General features: G+C 70.4%; 15 protein-coding genes. 7 read left to right on the forward strand and 8 right to left on the reverse strand.

The features are described from left to right. Nucleotides 1-742 (forward strand): DNA/RNA non-specific endonuclease (locus NS220_RS07340; RefSeq protein ID WP_058623430.1); only part of this gene is annotated, 742 nt, incomplete at its 5' end. Nucleotides 743-752: 10 nt separating this feature from the next. Here the strand turns inward: NS220_RS07340 and NS220_RS07345 are convergent. The 3 genes from NS220_RS07345 to NS220_RS07355 form a co-directional block, all read right to left on the reverse strand. Then, nucleotides 753-1,355: a class I SAM-dependent methyltransferase gene (locus tag NS220_RS07345; RefSeq protein ID WP_058623431.1), complete on the reverse strand. Its 603-nt coding sequence runs from the start codon at nucleotides 1,353-1,355 to the stop codon at nucleotides 753-755. Nucleotides 1,356-1,538: 183 nt separating this feature from the next. Beyond that, nucleotides 1,539-2,183, reverse strand: a complete 645-nt coding sequence (locus tag NS220_RS07350) for an FMN reductase (RefSeq protein WP_058623432.1) — start codon at nucleotides 2,181-2,183, stop codon at nucleotides 1,539-1,541. 1 nt (nucleotide 2,184) lies between these two features. Further along, complete coding sequence (locus NS220_RS07355; protein WP_193755303.1) at nucleotides 2,185-3,390, reverse strand: LLM class flavin-dependent oxidoreductase; 1,206 nt, start codon at nucleotides 3,388-3,390, stop codon at nucleotides 2,185-2,187. Between the two features lie 171 nt (nucleotides 3,391-3,561). Between NS220_RS07355 and NS220_RS07360 the strand changes: the two genes are divergently transcribed. Further along, a complete protein-coding gene (locus NS220_RS07360) occupies nucleotides 3,562-4,233 on the forward strand; it encodes an acyltransferase family protein (protein ID WP_242864560.1) in 672 nt (223 codons plus the stop codon). A 102-nt stretch (nucleotides 4,234-4,335) separates the two neighbouring features. Here NS220_RS07360 and efeB read toward each other — a convergent pair whose 3' ends face one another. The 3 genes from efeB to efeU all read right to left on the reverse strand — a co-directional run bounded on the left by efeB (nucleotide 4,336) and on the right by efeU (nucleotide 7,971). Continuing rightward, nucleotides 4,336-5,697: an iron uptake transporter deferrochelatase/peroxidase subunit gene (efeB, locus tag NS220_RS07365; RefSeq protein WP_440589460.1), complete on the reverse strand. Its 1,362-nt coding sequence runs from the start codon at nucleotides 5,695-5,697 to the stop codon at nucleotides 4,336-4,338. A 2-nt stretch (nucleotides 5,698-5,699) separates the two neighbouring features. Beyond that, the gene (efeO, locus tag NS220_RS07370) at nucleotides 5,700-6,929 is read right to left on the reverse strand and encodes an iron uptake system protein EfeO (protein ID WP_058623434.1); all 1,230 of its coding nucleotides are present in this window, start codon (nucleotides 6,927-6,929) and stop codon (nucleotides 5,700-5,702) included. Nucleotides 6,930-6,993: 64 nt separating this feature from the next. Continuing rightward, the gene (gene efeU / locus NS220_RS07375; RefSeq protein ID WP_058623435.1) at nucleotides 6,994-7,971 is read right to left on the reverse strand and encodes an iron uptake transporter permease EfeU; all 978 of its coding nucleotides are present in this window, start codon (nucleotides 7,969-7,971) and stop codon (nucleotides 6,994-6,996) included. Nucleotides 7,972-8,175: 204 nt separating this feature from the next. Here efeU and NS220_RS07380 point away from each other — a divergent pair, with 204 nt between their 5' ends. Beyond that, nucleotides 8,176-9,192, forward strand: coding sequence for an isopenicillin N synthase family dioxygenase (locus NS220_RS07380; protein ID WP_058623436.1), 1,017 nt, complete (start codon nucleotides 8,176-8,178; stop codon nucleotides 9,190-9,192). A gap of 261 nt (nucleotides 9,193-9,453) precedes the next feature. Here the strand turns inward: NS220_RS07380 and rpsO are convergent, their stop codons facing one another. Next, a complete protein-coding gene (rpsO, locus tag NS220_RS07385; RefSeq protein ID WP_058623437.1) occupies nucleotides 9,454-9,723 on the reverse strand; it encodes a 30S ribosomal protein S15 in 270 nt (89 codons plus the stop codon). Nucleotides 9,724-9,924: 201 nt separating this feature from the next. Here rpsO and NS220_RS07390 point away from each other — a divergent pair, with 201 nt between their 5' ends. From NS220_RS07390 to NS220_RS07405, 4 genes are all read left to right on the forward strand, one after another. Then, a complete protein-coding gene (locus NS220_RS07390; RefSeq protein ID WP_058623438.1) occupies nucleotides 9,925-10,146 on the forward strand; it encodes a DUF167 domain-containing protein in 222 nt (73 codons plus the stop codon). After that, nucleotides 10,143-11,447: an MFS transporter gene (locus tag NS220_RS07395; protein WP_058623439.1), complete on the forward strand. Its 1,305-nt coding sequence runs from the start codon at nucleotides 10,143-10,145 to the stop codon at nucleotides 11,445-11,447. The genes NS220_RS07390 and NS220_RS07395 overlap by 4 nt, the downstream gene beginning before the upstream one ends. Before the next feature lie 79 nt (nucleotides 11,448-11,526). Continuing rightward, nucleotides 11,527-13,839: a molybdopterin-dependent oxidoreductase gene (locus NS220_RS07400; protein WP_058623440.1), complete on the forward strand. Its 2,313-nt coding sequence runs from the start codon at nucleotides 11,527-11,529 to the stop codon at nucleotides 13,837-13,839. A gap of 79 nt (nucleotides 13,840-13,918) precedes the next feature. Further along, nucleotides 13,919-14,836, forward strand: a complete 918-nt coding sequence (locus tag NS220_RS07405; protein ID WP_058623441.1) for a DMT family transporter — start codon at nucleotides 13,919-13,921, stop codon at nucleotides 14,834-14,836. 67 nt (nucleotides 14,837-14,903) lie between these two features. Here NS220_RS07405 and NS220_RS07410 read toward each other — a convergent pair whose 3' ends face one another. Continuing rightward, on the reverse strand, nucleotides 14,904-15,464 hold the full coding sequence (locus NS220_RS07410) for a YceI family protein (protein ID WP_058623442.1): 561 nt from the start codon (nucleotides 15,462-15,464) through the stop codon (nucleotides 14,904-14,906). Nucleotides 15,465-15,563 lie beyond the last annotated feature (99 nt).

Here is a 15,563-nt window from a genome sequence, read left to right on the forward strand (position 1 = left end):
CCCCCTGCCCGCACCCCTCACCCCGACGACGCGGCTCGACTATCCGCGCTTCTCCGTGCTGCTCGACGAAGAACGCCGATTCGCCGCCGTCACGGGTGTCGTGATCGACGGCTCGACTCTCCGCGAGCAGCCGCGCACGGGCGACTGGCGCCTCGACCCCCGCGTGGCCGCCGACGCCCAGGCGGGGCCCGAGGTCTACAGCCGCAACGATCTCGACCGTGGGCACCTCGTACGGCGCCGCGATCCCGGCTGGGGCTCGGCCGGGGAGGCTCAGGATGCCACCGAGGCCACGTTCTTCTATACCAATGCCGCTCCGCAGGCGGCGGGGTTCAACCAGTCGAAAGAGCTGTGGTTGGGACTCGAAGACCACGTGCTCTCCTACGCCGAGGCCACGGATCAACGTCTCGCGGTGTTCACCGCGCCGGTGCTCGGCGAGGAGGATCCGCCGTACCGCGGCATCCGCGTTCCGCTGCGGTTCTGGAAGATCGCCGCGTGGCGCGACGGGGACGCGCTGGCCGCGGCCGGTTTCGTCCTCGATCAGAGCGACCTCGTCGACACCCGGCAGGCTCTGATGGTGCGACCGCTCGGGGCGTTCCGCACGTTCCAGGTCCCGATCGCCGCCCTCGCGGCCGAGGCGGGGGTCGACGTGGGCCCGCTCGCGGCCGCCGACACGTTCGTGCGGCGCGGGATCCGCCCTGTCGCCGCCCGCGAGCTCGGGAGGGTCGATGACATCGTGCTGTGACCCGCGGGGGTCAGCGCACGCGCACGGCGTGCAACAGCGTGTCGATCGCCGGCGCGTGATGGCCGCCTCGCAGCTCGGCATCCTCGCTCGTCCGGATGACCTGCTCGCAGCGCTCGATCCGGAAACGGTCGTCGAGGGCGCCGCGCAACAGCTCGGGCGTGTAGAGGATGGCGGGATTCGAGGGGCCGTGGCCTCCCGCGGCGATGTTGTCGACGTCGTGGCCGAGAACGAGGAGTGTGCCCCCGGGCGTCACCCACTCGGCGATCCGTCGGACGGCGTCAGCGCTGTCGGGCAGATGCAGGTAACACGACACCACCAGGTCGACCGGTGCACCCGGATCCCACGCGTGCACGTCGGCACACGCCCAGGTCACGGCATCGCCGCCGGGGCGCGCTGCGGCGAGCGCGAGCCCCGCGCTCGAGAAGTCGACGCCGGTGCACCTCCATCCACGCTCGGCGAGCCACAGCGCGGTGCGCCCGTCACCGGTCGCGACGTCGATCGCGCTCCCCGGGGAGAGCGGCGCGGCGATCTCGCGCACGATCGCGGGAGGCTGCGTCGCCCACACGCCCCCGGCCGAGGCTCGGTATCGCTCGTCCCACTGCGCGGCATCCATTCGGCTCCCTCTCGTCGCCCCCACCCTAGAGCCGCCGGCCCGGGTCAGCGTTCAGCGCCGCAGCCTCGGAGATGAGCGACGGATCCGGTGCGCACCTCCGAACCCGGCGCAGGCCCGCACCGCCCCCGCACGCACCGCACGACGCCCCGCCGCCCACACGGGCGACGGGGCGTCGGAACAGGGTCACTCCCCCGACAGGCCACCCAGCAAGTGGCCGAACGATTTGCCCGCACCGAGGTACGACGACGGGTCGAACGGGTCGGCGTCACGGACGGGCTCTCGCGCGGCGATCGCATCGGCGAACTCCCGCGCGGCGCGGTCGACGCGCGAGCCGAGCGGGGCGACCTCGTCGGCGTTCGCCCCCCAGTCACTGGATGCCGCGAACACCCCGGTCGGCACGGGGTTCGCGTGCAGGTAGGTGAACAGGGGCCGGATGGCGTAGTCGATCGCGAGCGAGTGGCGCGCGGTGCCGGCGTTCGCGCCGATCAGCACCGGGGTGCCCGTGAGCGCCTGCGGATCGAGCACGTCGATGAACGATTTGAACAGACCCGAGTAGCTCGTGGAGAAGATCGGCGTGACGGCGATGACACCGTCGGCCGACACGATCGTGTTGATCATCTGCTCGAGCGCCGGGGGCGCGAACCCCGTGAGCAGGTTGTCGGTCAGGTCGTGTGCGTAGTCACGCAGCTCGAACACGTCGCTGGTGGCGTCGATTCCGCGCTCGCGCAGCTCCGCCAGAGCGGCGTGCGCGAGACGGTCGCCGAGCATGCGCGTGGACGACGGGGTGGACAGGCCCGCGGTGACGACCGCGACTCGGCGAGCAGACATGTCAGGCACCCACCTTCGTCGCGGCCGCGCCGAAGGCGCTGCCCGAGCGGGGAGCGGCATCCTGGTAGGGGCTGCCCGCGACCATGTTGTCGCCGCGGTTCGCGCCAGGGACGGCCTGACGCGGAGCCGCACCGGCGTAGATCTTCTCGACGAGGTTGGCGTGAGTGGGCGCGTCGGGAACCTCGGCGGGACGGTTCACCTGCAACTCCTTGCGCAGCACCGGCACGACCTCGGAGCCGAGGATGTCGAGCTGCTCGAGCACGGTCTTGGTCGGGAGCCCGGCGTGATCGATGAGGAAGAGCTGACGCTGGTAGTCGCCGAAGGTCTCGCGCATCGCGGCGTAACGGTCGATGACCTGCTGCGGCGAACCGACGGTCAGCGGGGTCATCTCGCTGAAGTCCTCGAGGCTCGGGCCGTGACCGTAGACGGGGGCGTTGTCGAAGTACGGACGGAACTCCCGTACGGCGTCCTGCGAGTTGGCGCGCATGAACACCTGTCCGCCGAGGCCGACGATCGCCTGCTGGGGCGTGCCGTGTCCGTAGTGGGCGAAGCGCTCGCGGTACAGCGTGATGAGGCGCTGGTAGTGCTCCTTGGGCCAGAAGATGTTGTTCGCGAAGAAACCGTTGCCGTAGTAGGCGGCCTGCTCGGCGATCTCGGGCGTGCGGATCGATCCGTGCCACACGAACGGGGGCACGCCGTCCAGCGGCCGCGGGGTCGAGGTGAAGCCCTGCAGCGGCGTGCGGAACTTCCCCTCCCAGTCGACGACGTCCTCGCGCCACAGCTTGTGCAGAAGGTCGTAGTTCTCGATGGTGAGCGGCAGGCCCTGACGGATGTCCTTGCCGAACCAGGGGTAGACCGGGCCGGTGTTGCCGCGGCCGAGCATGAGGTCGGCGCGACCGCCCGACACGTGCTGCAGCATCGCGAAGTCCTCGGCGATCTTCACCGGGTCGTTCGTGGTGATCAGCGTCGTCGACGTCGTGAGGATGAGGCGCTCGGTCTGCGCCGCGATGTACGCGAGCGTCGTCGTGGGCGACGACGACCAGAACGGCGGGTTGTGGTGCTCGCCGAGGGCGAAGACGTCGAGGCCGACCTCTTCGGTGTGCTTGGCGATTGTCAGCGTGTCCTTGATGCGCTGGGCCTCGCTCGGGGTCTTCCCCGTCGTCGGGTCCTGGGTGATGTCGCTCACCGTCATGACACCGAACTGCATGCCCGGCCAGTTGCTCGTCTCACCCATGATGCGCCTCCTGTTTTGTATGCATCTGAATATACATGGTGGAACGCACCACGCCGAGGTTTATTCCGCCGTACCTCATCGGCATCCGAAATCCACCCCGTGGATCCTCGATCGTGCCCCGTCTAGCCTCCCTGACGATGACGGATGCCACCACCCCACCGCCCCCCACGCACCCCGTTCTGGGACAACGCCCGCTTCGCGGCGATCATCGACTCGACGTTCTCGCTCTCGCGCTTGCTCGGTCTGCTCCCCTTCTTCACCCTCGGCTGGTGGCTGTGCGAGCACGACGTCGTCGCGCGCGCAGGGCTGCTGGCCGCGCGGCCCGTCTGGCTGCGCGCGGCCGCCGCGACCGTGCTGATCGCGGCGGGAACGCTCGCGTTCGTCTTCGTCGACACCTGGCGCGACGTGCGCCTGGGGACGTGGTTCTTCTTCGTCGACGCGTACGCCGATCTCGACGCCCCGCAGTGGTGGGTGGACGGCGTGCGGCTGGCGATCATCGCGCTCGCGCTCGCGCTGATGGCCGCGTTCCTGGCGCTGATCCCCCGCCGCGAAACCCGCTGGACGCACCTCGGTCGATACACGATGTACGTCTACCTGCTGCACACGTTCGTGCTCTCCCCGTTCCGCCAGTCGGGTGTGCTGCGGGGGCTGGAGCCGATGGGACTGTGGATCCCGGTGGTCGCGATCGCGAGCGTGGCGATCGCCGTCCTGCTGCCGAGTCGCCCGGTGCGCCACGTGACGCGCCCCCAGGTGGAGCCCCGGATGCCGTGGCTGTTCCGCGACCGCGCGCTCGGCGCCGGCCGCGGCTCGCGGTAGGACCGTCGACGCCGGGGCCGGTGGCTTCGACGGGCTCAGCCACCTCCCGCCCACGTCCCTGAGCCCGTCGAACGGACCGCACACCCGCGACAGGCCTGCGCCTCAGGAGCCGAGCAGACCCGCCCCGATCGACGCCCCCGACGCCGGAGCCGGAGGCACCGCCCACAGTCCCGAGCCGACGTGGCGGATGTATTCGCCCATGGCATCCGTCGACAGCGCCTTCTGCAGCGTGATGAAGCGATCGGGGCTCTTCTGGAACGACAGGAAGAACAGCCCCGCGTTCAGCCGGCCGAGGTCGGTCGTGCCGTCGACGAAGTTGTAGCCGCGGCGCAGGATGCGGATCCCGCCGTTGTTGTCGGGGTGGGCGAGGCTCACGTGACTGCGCCGATCGATGCGGGGCTTGCCCGTGGCATCCGTGGCCGCGAAGTCGGGGGCGGTGAACTCGTCTCCGCCCGACAGCGGTGCGCCGGCTCCCTTGTCACGGCCGACGACGCGGTCCTGCTCGGCGAGGCGGGTGCGATCCCACGTCTCGATGAGCATCGCGATGCGCCGCGCCACGAGGTAGGACCCGCCCGCGAGCCACGCCGGACCCTCGGATGCCGAGACCCAGACGTTCTCGTCCAGCGCAGCCGTGTCGTCGGCGAGGATGTTGGCGGTCCCGTCCTTGAACCCGAAGAGGTTCCGCGGGGTCGTCTGGGCGGCGGTGGTCTTGGACGTCCGACCGAAACCGAGCTGCGACCAACGGATCGTCGCGCGACCGAAGGCGATCCGGCTGAGGTTGCGGATCGCATGCACGGCGACCTGCGGGTCGTCGGCGCACGCCTGGATGCACAGGTCCCCGTCGGAGCGCAACGGGTCGAGGTCGTCGTTCAGGAACGCCGGCAACCGCTCGAGCCCCGGCGGACGCTGTCCCTCGAGCCCGAAACGGGCGTCGAAGAGCGACGGTCCGAAGCCGAACGTGATCGTGAGGTTGCTCGCGGGAAGGCCCACGGCCTCACCCGTGTCGTCCGGCGGAGCCTCGGGCGAACCGCCGAGAGCGCCCGTCGCACTGACGTCGAGACCCTGCATCATGCGGGTGGCCGCGTACGTCCAGTCCGACAACAACTCCGCGAGGTCGTCACGGGTCGTCCGCGCCATCATGTCGTACGCCGCGAAGTGGAGGTGCTCCTGCACCGGCGTGGTGATGCCCGGCTGGTGGATGCCGGATGCCGGGGCCACGGCATCCATCGCCCGGCGCGCCTGGTCCTGGCCGTACGCCGCACCCCCGACGAGGCCCGCTCCCGCGCCGACGACGAGGCTGGTCGCGCTCGCCCCGAGGGCGAGGCCGATCAGCCCACGACGCGACACACCCGCGGAGGTCTCTCCACCGGACACCTCGCGGGCGGACGTGTCGGCGTCGGGACGCGCGGCTGCCGCCGGACCCGAGGATCCGGCGGCAGCGGGGGTCTGTTCTTCGTCGCTCACACTCACTCCAGAACCGTGACGGTCAGCTGCGACAGCGGCTCGGCGAGCGCATTGATCAGGTCGGTGAACTGACGCTTGTCGGCCTCGGTCAGCTGCGAGTAGGGGACGAAGCCCGCGTCCGCGGAGCCGTGAGCGGCGAGAGCGGCCTCGAGGTCGGCGTACCCCTTGTCGATCCGCGTGACGAGCTCGGCCCCCTTGTCGCCCTTCGACTCGGCGAAGTCGCGCACGAGCGAGAACGCCATCTTGGAGCCCTCCACGTTGGCGGCGAAATCGTAGAGGTCGGTGCCCGACCACCAGTCCTCCTCGCCGCTGATCTTGCCGCTCGCGACCTCGTCGAGCAGCGCGATCGCGCCGTTCGAGATCCCCGCGACGCCCTGGGTGCTCAGCGCCTGGGTGAACTCGTCGCCGTGGACGTAGTCGTACAGTTCCTGCACGTCGGACACGAGCTTGTCGCCGTGCGTCTTGCGCTCGTCCGGGGTCGAGGGAGCCCAGTCCTTCCACGCCGGCGTCTCGCCATCGGCGTTCAGCGCGTCCTGCGCCGGGACCCAGAGATCCTTCTCGATGCGGTGGAACCCGGTCCAGTCCAGCCCCTCGGCCACGGCGTCGACCTCGCGGTAGTCGATGCGCGGGTCGAGGTCGCCGAGCGCCTCGGCGATCGGCTCGATGCGCTCGTAGTACGCGCGCACGCGGGGGAACTGCTCCTTCGCCGCAGCATCGTCGCCCGACTCGTAGGCGGCGGTGAACGTCTTCACGGCCGGAAGCAGCTGACCGACCTGGTCCTTGACGAACGCGGCGTAGAGGTCGACCGCCTGCTGCTTCTGGTCGGCATCCGGGCCGTCGACGGCGACGGCGTCTCCGGTGACCGAGAAGGCCGCCTTGCCCACGCCGTCGCCGACCATGCCGGGCTTGCAGAGCGTGAAGTAGTCACCGGGCTGCGCGACGACGGTGAGGTTGCGCGAGGCGCCGGGGGCGATGTTCTCGACCTCGCCGACGATCCGCAGGCCGTCGGATGCCAGCAGGTAGAACTCCGTGACCTGATCGCTCTTGTTGCTCACATCGAACGCGACGGTTCCGCTGGGCACCGAGGCGGACGAGACCGCGCAGCCGTCGTCGGTCGAGGTGACCGTGAGGGCTCCGGAGGCGGCCGCGTCGGTCTTGGCGACGCAGCCGGAGAGGACGAGGGCGGCCGCGCCGGCCACGGCCGTGACCGCGAGGAGGCGTGTCGAGTTCATGGTGCTGTGCTCCGTTCGAGGAAGGGATGCCGCGCCGTCGGGTGTGCGCGGGAGGAGAAAGGTCTCAGGGGGCGGTGGAGGTGCCGAGCGTCGCCGTGGCGCCCGAGCGATGAGGCTCGATCGGCGGCGCGGATGGGGAGGTCGCCGCGGGGCGCGGGCGTCGGCCGGCGCGCACACCGCGGACGAACAGCGGCACCACCACGGCGACGTAGACGACCCACGCGATGACCTGCAGCCACGTCATCTGCGGCATGAAGCCCACGGTCGCCTGCAGCAGCGCGGCGAGGGCGCTGTCGGGAGCGATGGCGGTCGAGACGTCGAACGCCCACCCGAACGGGAATCCCGCCCAGCCGGTGGCGACGAGGCCGGTGAGGGGGTCGATCGGCGCGCCCGCACCGAACGGGCCGGGCAGGGCACCGGCTTCCTGCAGGTCGTGGAACGCGTAGGCGAGGACGCCGGCGGCCACGACGACGAGGAAACCGCCGGTCCACGTGAAGAAGCGACCGAGGTTCAGGCGCAGCATGCCGCGGGCGATGAACCAGCCGAGGACGACCGCGGTGGCGAGCCCCAGGAGCGCGCCGAGCAGCGCCACGGGTGACTCACCGAACGACTGCACCATCGACCACAGCAGCAGGGTCGTCTCCACGCCCTCGCGGGCCACCGAGACGAACCCGATCGCGACGAGCGCCCACACCCCGCCGCGCAGGGCCTTGTCGATGCCGCCTTCGAGACCCGCCTTGAGCGTGCGGCCGGCTTTCTGCATCCAGAAGATCATCCAGGTCACCATCGCGACCGCGAGCAGCGAGAGTCCCCCACCGAGCAGTTCCTGCGCCTCGAACGTGAGCATGTAGGCCCCGAACGTGAAGATCGCCCCGACGCCGAGCGCGAGGGCCACCGCGAGTCCTACCCCGGTCCACAGCTTCGGCAGGGCGTCGCGTCGGTCGAGACGCGAGAGGTAAGCGACGAGGATGCCGACGACGAGCGCGGCCTCGAGGCCTTCGCGGAGGCCGATGAGGAAGGTGGCGAAGAAGCTGGCAAGCACGGGCGGGAGTTCCGACTTTCACGAGGAGGAAGGACCGCGACGCTGCGGATCAGGTAAGGACAGCCTCACCTGACTGTGACAGATTACGCACTTTCGTCGATTCGCGCATCCCCGATTCAGAACGGAACACGGATGCCGTGGGCGACCGAGGTAATGCTCGGCAACATTCGGGCGACGGCGAGCGCCCCGACCTAGCCTCGATCCATGTCCGAGTTGAACCTCCCGATCCTCGACCTCTCGCTCCTCGATCAGGGGCCCGAGGCCGCATCTCGTTTCCGCGACGACCTGCGCGCCGCCACCCACGACGTCGGCTTCTTCTACCTGACCGGCACCGGCGTCAGCGCGGAGCTGGAGGAGCGCCTGCTGCAGGCCGCCCACGACTTCTTCGCACTGCCCGAGGCCGAGAAGCTCGCGATCGAGAACGTCACGAGCCCCCACTTCCGCGGTTACACGCGCGTCGGCGGCGAGCGCACGCAGGGCCGCGTCGACTGGCGCGAGCAGATCGACATCGGACCCGAGCGCGATCCGATCCACGACCCCGAGGGCCCCGGTTACAACCGGCTCGTCGGCCCCAACCTGTGGCCGGCGGCCCAGCCCGAGCTCAAGGACGTCGTCACCGAGTGGCACGACCACCTCACCGGCGTCGCCCGCAAACTGCTGCGCGCATGGGCGTTGGCCCTGGGCGCGGAGGAGCAGTACTTCGACCGCCACTTCGGCGACCCGCAGACCCTCATCAAGATCGTCCGCTACCCCGGCAAGGACGACCCGACTCCCCAGCAGGGCGTCGGCGCCCACAAGGACTCGGGCGTGTTGACCCTCCTCTGGGTCGAGCCCGGCAAGGGCGGCCTGCAGGTCGAGCGCGACGGCGAGTGGGTCGACGCTCCCCCGGTGCCGGGCGCCTTCGTGGTCAACATCGGCGAACTGCTCGAGTACGCCACGCAGGGCTACCTCACGGCGACCAACCACCGCGTGATCTCGCCGAAGTACCCCGACGAGCGCATCTCGGTGCCGTTCTTCTTCAATCCCGCCCTCGACGCGCGCCTACCGATCATCGAGCTGCCCGAGGAGCTGGCATCCGAGGTCCGCGGCGTCACCGACGACCCGACGAACCCCATCCACGCGACCTATGGCGAGAACGCCCTCAAGTCGCGCCTGCGCGCCCACCCCGACGTGGCCGAGCGCTGGCACGCGGATCTGCTGGCCGCGCGCGCGGCATCCTGACCTTCCCCGCTCGCGCCTCCCGCGTGCGCGCCCGCACGCGCCCCGCGATGCCCACCGTCCTCGCGATAAACGCCGATCCTTCCGAGACACGCTGAGACGCCGCGTGTCTCGGGAGCATCGGCGTTTATCGCGTCAGGCGAGGCCGCGCCTCGCGCGGCGCGGCGCGCGTGCTGGCGAGCCGGCATCCGGGAACGCCGAAGGCCGCCCCACACCGTGGGGCGGCCTTCCAAGAATGTTTTGCGCGATAGAACGCTGGTGCGATTAGCGACGCAGACCGAGACGCTCGATGAGCGAGCGGTAACGGTTGATGTCGACGTCCTGCAGGTAACCCAGCAGGCGGCGGCGCTGACCGACGAGCAGGAAGAGTCCACGGCGCGAGTGGTGGTCGTGCTTGTGGAGCTTGAGGTGCTCGGTGAGGTCCTTGATGCGCTGCGTCATCATCGCGACCTGCACCTCGGGGGATCCGGTGTCACCGGGGTGCGTCGCGTACTCTTCGATGATCGCCTTCTTGACGTCTGCTTCGAGTGCCATAGATGGGATCCCCTTCCTTCTCATTGCGCGGCGCCCGTCACACGATGTGCGAGCTCTCTTTATCCGCGGCCGATCGAACGGCAACCGCATGAGTCTACCAGCATCCGGATGCCGCCATCGAACGGCCCCGCGACGTCACCCTCGCGGTCCGAGGCGCTCGGAGAGCGGACCGATGTCCGCGCCCTGGCGTAGCCTCGATCCGTGCAACTCACGGTCCGCGTCAAGCCCGGAAGTCGGCGCGGCCCCCTCGTCGAAGACACTCCCGAGGGTCTCGTCGTCCACGTGCGCGAGCGCGCCGTCGACGGCGGGGCGAACGCCGGCGTGGTCCGTGCTCTGGCCGCCCACTTCGGCGTGCCCGCCCGCGACGTCGAGATCCTGCGCGGCCACACCGCGCGCGTGAAGCGCGTCGAGGTCGACGCGTGAGCGCCCGGCGAAGCGCGTTCATCGACCTGCGTCCGCTCACCACCTCCCCCGCTTTCGCGCGTCTGTGGATCGGCTCGACCCTCGCGGGTCTCGGCGGGCAGCTGACGGTCGTCGCCGTCATGCTGCACGTGTTCGAGCTGACGCAGAGCACGTTCGCGGTCTCGATGATCGCCGTGGCGGGTCTCCTGCCGATGGTGCTCGCCGGCCTCTACGGCGGCATGCTCGCGGACGCCTTCGATCGACGCACGGTCGCGCTGCTCGCGGCCGTGGTCACCTTCGTCTCCACGGCGCTGTTGGCCGTCCTCGCCTGGACGGGCCTCGAGACGGTCGGGTGGCTCTTCGTCTTGAGCGTGGTGAACTCGGCGGCGAACTCCATCGTCATGGCCACCAAGTCGGCCATCACCCCGCGGTTGATCCCGCGGGATCTGCTGCCGGCGGCCGCCGCCCTGCAGGGCGTCACGGTCGGCATCATGGTAATGGCCGGACCCGCACTGGCCGGAGTGCTCGTCGCGGTGGCGGGGTATGCGTGGACGTACTCGCTCGACGTCCTCCTCATGACGTCGCTGTTCCTCGGCCTCTGGTCGCTGCCGCGGCTGCGCCCTGAGGGTGAGGTGGTGCGGCCGGGCCTCGAGTCCCTCCGCGACGGCGCCCGGTTCCTGCGCCGCGCCCCGAACATCCGCCTGCAGTACCTCCTCGACATCACGGCGATGACCTTCGGCCAACCCGTCACGCTGTTCCCCGCGATCGGGGCGGTACTCCTGGGAGGCGGGGCGATCACCACCGGCATCCTCACCGCGGCGGTCGCGGCCGGTGCCTTCTTGTCGAGCCTCTTCTCGGGCCCGATCGGGCGGGTGCGCCGCCAGGGGCTCGGGATCGAGCGCGCGATCCAGGTCTACGGACTGTCCATCGGGCTCTTCGGCCTCGTTCTCGTCGCCGCGAGCCTGGGCTGGCTCCGCCCCGACCTCGTCGACGAGACCCACGCCGCCGTCGCACTGATCGTTCTCGCCGCGGTCGCTCTCGCCATCTCGGGAGCCGCCGACAACGTCAGTGCGATCTACCGCTCGACGATGATGCAGGCGGCGGTTCCGGATGCCATGCGCGGACGCCTCCAGGGCATCTTCATCGTCGTGGTGGCCGGTGGCCCTCGCGTCGGGGCGCTGTACGCCGGAACCCTCGCGACCCTGACCGCCCTGTGGGTGCCGCCCCTGTTCGGCGGCATCCTGATCCTCGCCCTCGTCGGTACGCTCGTGCGGTTCTCCCCGCGCTTCCGGGCCTACGACGCGCTCGATCCGCAGCCCTGAACCCGGTGGACGCCTCCGAATGTGACGTCGCGTTGCGCGGCGACATCCGCCTCGACGGCGACGGGGAAAGCATGGAGGGATGACGCGGACGCAGGAGAGCAGCGCCCACTGGGGCACCTTCCAGGTCGAGGTGTCGGACGACGGTCGCACCGTGCTGCGCACACGGCCCTACGCCGACGACGAGGATGCCTCCCCGGCGATCGAGGGGGTCGCAGAGGCGCAGCACCACCCTCTCCGTGTCGCGCGCCCGTCGGTCCGTCGCCGGTGGCTCGAGAACGGCCCCGGACCGGATGACCGTCGCGGCGCCCCCGACGACGAGTACGTGGAAGTCGAATGGGACGAGGCCCTCGACCTGCTCGCCGCCGAGCTGGACCGCGTCCGCACCGCGCACGGCAACCGCGCGATCTTCGGCGGCTCCTACGGGTGGGGAAGCGCCGGGCGTCTGCACCACGCCCAGGGGCAGCTGCATCGTTTCCTGAACGTCATCGGCGGGTACACGTCGTCGGTCAACGATTACAGCCGCGGGGCCAGCCTGGTGCTGCTCCCGCACCTCATCGGCCGCAACGGTATGGAGGAGCTCCGCAAGCGACCCCCGTCGTGGCCGCACATCGCCGCGCACACCGACCTCCTGCTCTGCTTCGGGGGCGTGCGCCTGTCGAACACCTCGGTGGTCCCCGGCGGCCACCATCGCCAGCTCGTCGGCGGGCTGTCGCGCGACGCCGCGCGCAGCACCCGTTTCGTCTCCGTCTCCGCGCAGCGCGACGACATCGGCGCCGACCTGGATGCCGAGTGGATCGGCATCCGGCCCGGTACCGACACCGCGCTCCTCCTCGCCCTCACCCACACCCTCGTCGACGAGGGACTCGCCGACGAGGCGTTCCTGTCGTCTTCCACCGTCGGCGTCGATGAGGTGCGCGCGTACCTGCGGGGCGAGGTCGACGGGGTGGCGAAGACGGCGGAATGGGCCGCGCCCCTCACGGGGATCCCCGCGACCGCGATCCGCGATCTCGCGCGACGCGCCGCCGCGGGACGCACACTGGTGAACGTCACGTACTCGCTGCAGCGCGCCGAGCACGGTGAGCAGGCGGTGTTCGCCGCGCTGACCTTCGCGGCCTTCCTGGGCCAGATCGGCCTTCCGGGCGGCGGCTTCTCGCACGGCTACGGCTCGATGGGCGACCACGGTATCGGCGTGGAGCAGGTGCGCCTGCCCACGTTCCCCCAGGGCCGCAATGCGGTGGACGACTTCATCCCGTGCGCGCGCATCAGCGATCTGCTCCTGCGCCCGGACGAGACCATCCCCTACGACGGCGGCACGCTGCGGCTGCCCGACATCCGCCTCGTGTACTGGGCGGGAGGTAACCCGTTCCACCACCACCAGGATCTCCGGCGGCTGCGCCGAGGTCTCGCGCGGATCGACACGCTCGTCGTCCACGAGTTCCACTGGACGCCGACAGCCCGCCACGCCGACATCGTCCTGCCCGCGGCGACCCCTCTCGAGCGCGACGATCTGGCCGCCGGGGCCGGTGACTCCCGACTCCGCGCCATGCCCCGGGCCGTGGCGCCCGCCGGAAAGGCACGCGAGGAGTTCTGGATCTACGACCGGCTCGCCCAGCGCCTCGGCGCGGACTATTCCGAGGGCCTCGACTCGCGGGCCTGGCTCGAGCGCATCTACGAGCAGTGGCGGACGCAGAACCCCGACGCCCCGCTTTTCGCCGAGTTCTGGCGCGACGGCGGGACGCCGCTACCGCAACGCCCCTACCGCGACGGCGCCTTCGCGGCGTTCCGCTCGGACCCGGGTTCACATCCGCTCGACACCCCGAGCGGTCTGATCGAGCTGTTCTCGTCGACCCTCCACGGCTTCGGGCTGACCGACACCGCCGGGCACGCCCTCTGGATCGAGCCGGCGGGCGATCCGGACTCCCCCTACGATCTGCAGCTTCTGTGCAACCAGCCCTCCCATCGCCTGCACAGTCAGCTCGACATGGCGTCGCCCAGCCGTTCCACCAAGGTCGCGGGGCGAGAGCCGATCCGACTGAACCGAACGGATGCCGCGGCTCGGAACCTCCACGACGGCGACGTCGCGATCGTCCGCAGTGCCCAGGGGAGCCTCCTTGCCGGTGTGGTCGTCACCGACGAACTGCTCCCCGGTGTCGCGCAGATGCACACGGGATCGTGGTTCGACCCCAGCGCCCCGCACATCGCGGACTGCGTGAACGGCAACGTCAACGTGCTGACGAAGGACGTGGGGACCTCGACGCTCACCCAGGCCTCCAGCGGCGCGCGCGTCGCGGTCTCGGTCGCGCGCTACGACGGCGACCTCCCCCCGGTCCGCGCGTACGAGCCCCCACCGCTCGCGCGGCACCCCGATCGGATCCGCGACGCCCGGAGCTGACGGTCACGGACCGGCGGTTTTCCGCCGTCGCACTGCCATCGGCCGCGCGAGAGCGCATCCCGGCCCTATCGTCGGGAAGGTGGCATCCGCGTCCTCTCCCTCCCCCGTCTCGATCGCCGTGCAGTTCGTCCTCACCGGCGTCGTGTGGGGCTCGAGCTTCCTCTTCATCGCGATCGCGCTCACCGGGATGACCCCGGCCCAGGTCGCGGGCGGTCGCCTGCTGTTCGGCGCCCTCGCCCTCGCGGCGATCGTGGCGATCCGCCGCGAACGACTCCCCCGCGGCATCCGGGTCTGGGGGCACCTCTGCGTGCTCTCCGCGACCTTCTGCGTGGTGCCGTTCCTGCTCTTCGCCTGGGCCGAACAGCACGTGTCCTCGGGGCTCGCGAGCATCTTCAACGCGACGACGCCGATCATGACGGCGATCATGGCGTGGGCGGTGTTCCGCGTCGAGAGCCTGAAGCTCGGCCAGCTCGTCGGTATCGCGGTCGGCATCGTCGGCGTCGTGGTGATCATCGCCCCCGGCGCGATCGCCGACGTCGGCGGCAGCACGATCGCGCAGCTCGCCCTGCTCGGCGCGACCGCCTGCTACGGCTTCAGCCTCGCCTACATGCGCCGCTTCCTCGGCGACACGGGACTGTCGGGCATCGCCTTCGCGTTCGGCTACATCGGTCCGGCCGCGGCCTTCATGGTGCTGCTGTCGCCGCTGATCCTCGCCGAGCCGATGGATCTCTCGCTGCCGGTCGTCGGCAGCATCGTCGCCCTGGGCGTCCTGGGCACCGGCATCGCCTACGTCTGGAACCAGAACACGCTGCGGGCGTGGGGCCCCACGCGCGCCTCGACGGTGACGTACATCACGCCGGTGGTCGGGGTGGCTCTCGGCATCCTGATCCTGGGTGAGCGCATCTCGTGGAACGAACCGGTGGGCGCCGCCGTGGTCTTCCTCGGGATTCTGCTCGTGCAGCAGCGTCTCCGCCTGTCGCGCCGCGCGCGGGTCTGACCGCACGGGGCCGCCCCCGGAAACGACGAAGGCCCCGGATGCCGAGCACCCGAGGCCTTCGCGAGGATCACGCCTGCAGAGCGAACTGAAGGTCGAGCTCGATGGTGACGTCCTTGCCGACGAGGACGCCGCCGGTCTCGAGGGCGGCGTTCCAGGTGAGGCCGAAGTCCTCACGGTTGATGACCGTCTTGGCCGTCGCGCCGGCCTTGTAGTTGCCCCACGGGTCGGTGCCGAAGCCGCCGAAGTCGATCGAGAAGGTGGCGGGCTTGCTGACGCCGCGGATGGTGAGCTCACCGTCGACGAGGAAGTCGCCGTCCTCGACGCGGACGCCGGTCGAGCGGAAGTCCATCGTCGGGTAGGTCTCGATGTCGAAGAACTCGGCCGAACGGAGGTGCTGGTCGCGCCCCTCGTCCTTGGTGTCGACCGAGGTGACGTCGACCGACGCCTCGACGGTGGCCTCGAGGGGGTTCTCGGGGGCGACGAGCGTGGCGCTCTTCATGCCGAAGGTGCCGCGGACCTTCGAGATCATCATGTGACGGACCGTGAAGGTCACCTCGCTGTGCGAGGGGTCGAGCACCCAGGTGCCTGCCTTGTAGCCGGGGATCTCGAGCGTGGTGGTGTCGGTCATGTCACTCCTAAAGGTCTGGGGAGCCGTATCGGCGTCCTGGGGGGAGGAAACTCCCATTCACACGAATGTATTCCACGATCGTGAAAAAAGACGAACCCG

The organism is Microbacterium testaceum (assembly GCF_001476655.1).
Classification (GTDB): Bacteria; Actinomycetota; Actinomycetes; order Actinomycetales; family Microbacteriaceae; genus Microbacterium; species Microbacterium testaceum_C.

Bases quoted from the DNA above. Each gene is read 5' to 3' on its own strand.
- NS220_RS07345 (WP_058623431.1), bottom strand. From the start codon at position 1,355: ATGGATGCCGCGCAGTGGGACGAGCGATACCGAGCCTCGGCCGGGGGC.
- NS220_RS07350 (WP_058623432.1), bottom strand. From the start codon at position 2,183: ATGTCTGCTCGCCGAGTCGCGGTCGTCACCGCGGGCCTGTCCACCCCG.
- NS220_RS07355 (WP_193755303.1), bottom strand. From the start codon at position 3,390: ATGCAGTTCGGTGTCATGACGGTGAGCGACATCACCCAGGACCCGACG.
- NS220_RS07360 (WP_242864560.1), top strand. From the start codon at position 3,562: ATGCCACCACCCCACCGCCCCCCACGCACCCCGTTCTGGGACAACGCC.
- efeO (WP_058623434.1), bottom strand. From the start codon at position 6,929: ATGAACTCGACACGCCTCCTCGCGGTCACGGCCGTGGCCGGCGCGGCC.
- NS220_RS07380 (WP_058623436.1), top strand. From the start codon at position 8,176: ATGTCCGAGTTGAACCTCCCGATCCTCGACCTCTCGCTCCTCGATCAG.
- rpsO (WP_058623437.1), bottom strand. From the start codon at position 9,723: ATGGCACTCGAAGCAGACGTCAAGAAGGCGATCATCGAAGAGTACGCG.
- NS220_RS07400 (WP_058623440.1), top strand. From the start codon at position 11,527: ATGACGCGGACGCAGGAGAGCAGCGCCCACTGGGGCACCTTCCAGGTC.
- NS220_RS07410 (WP_058623442.1), bottom strand. From the start codon at position 15,464: ATGACCGACACCACCACGCTCGAGATCCCCGGCTACAAGGCAGGCACC.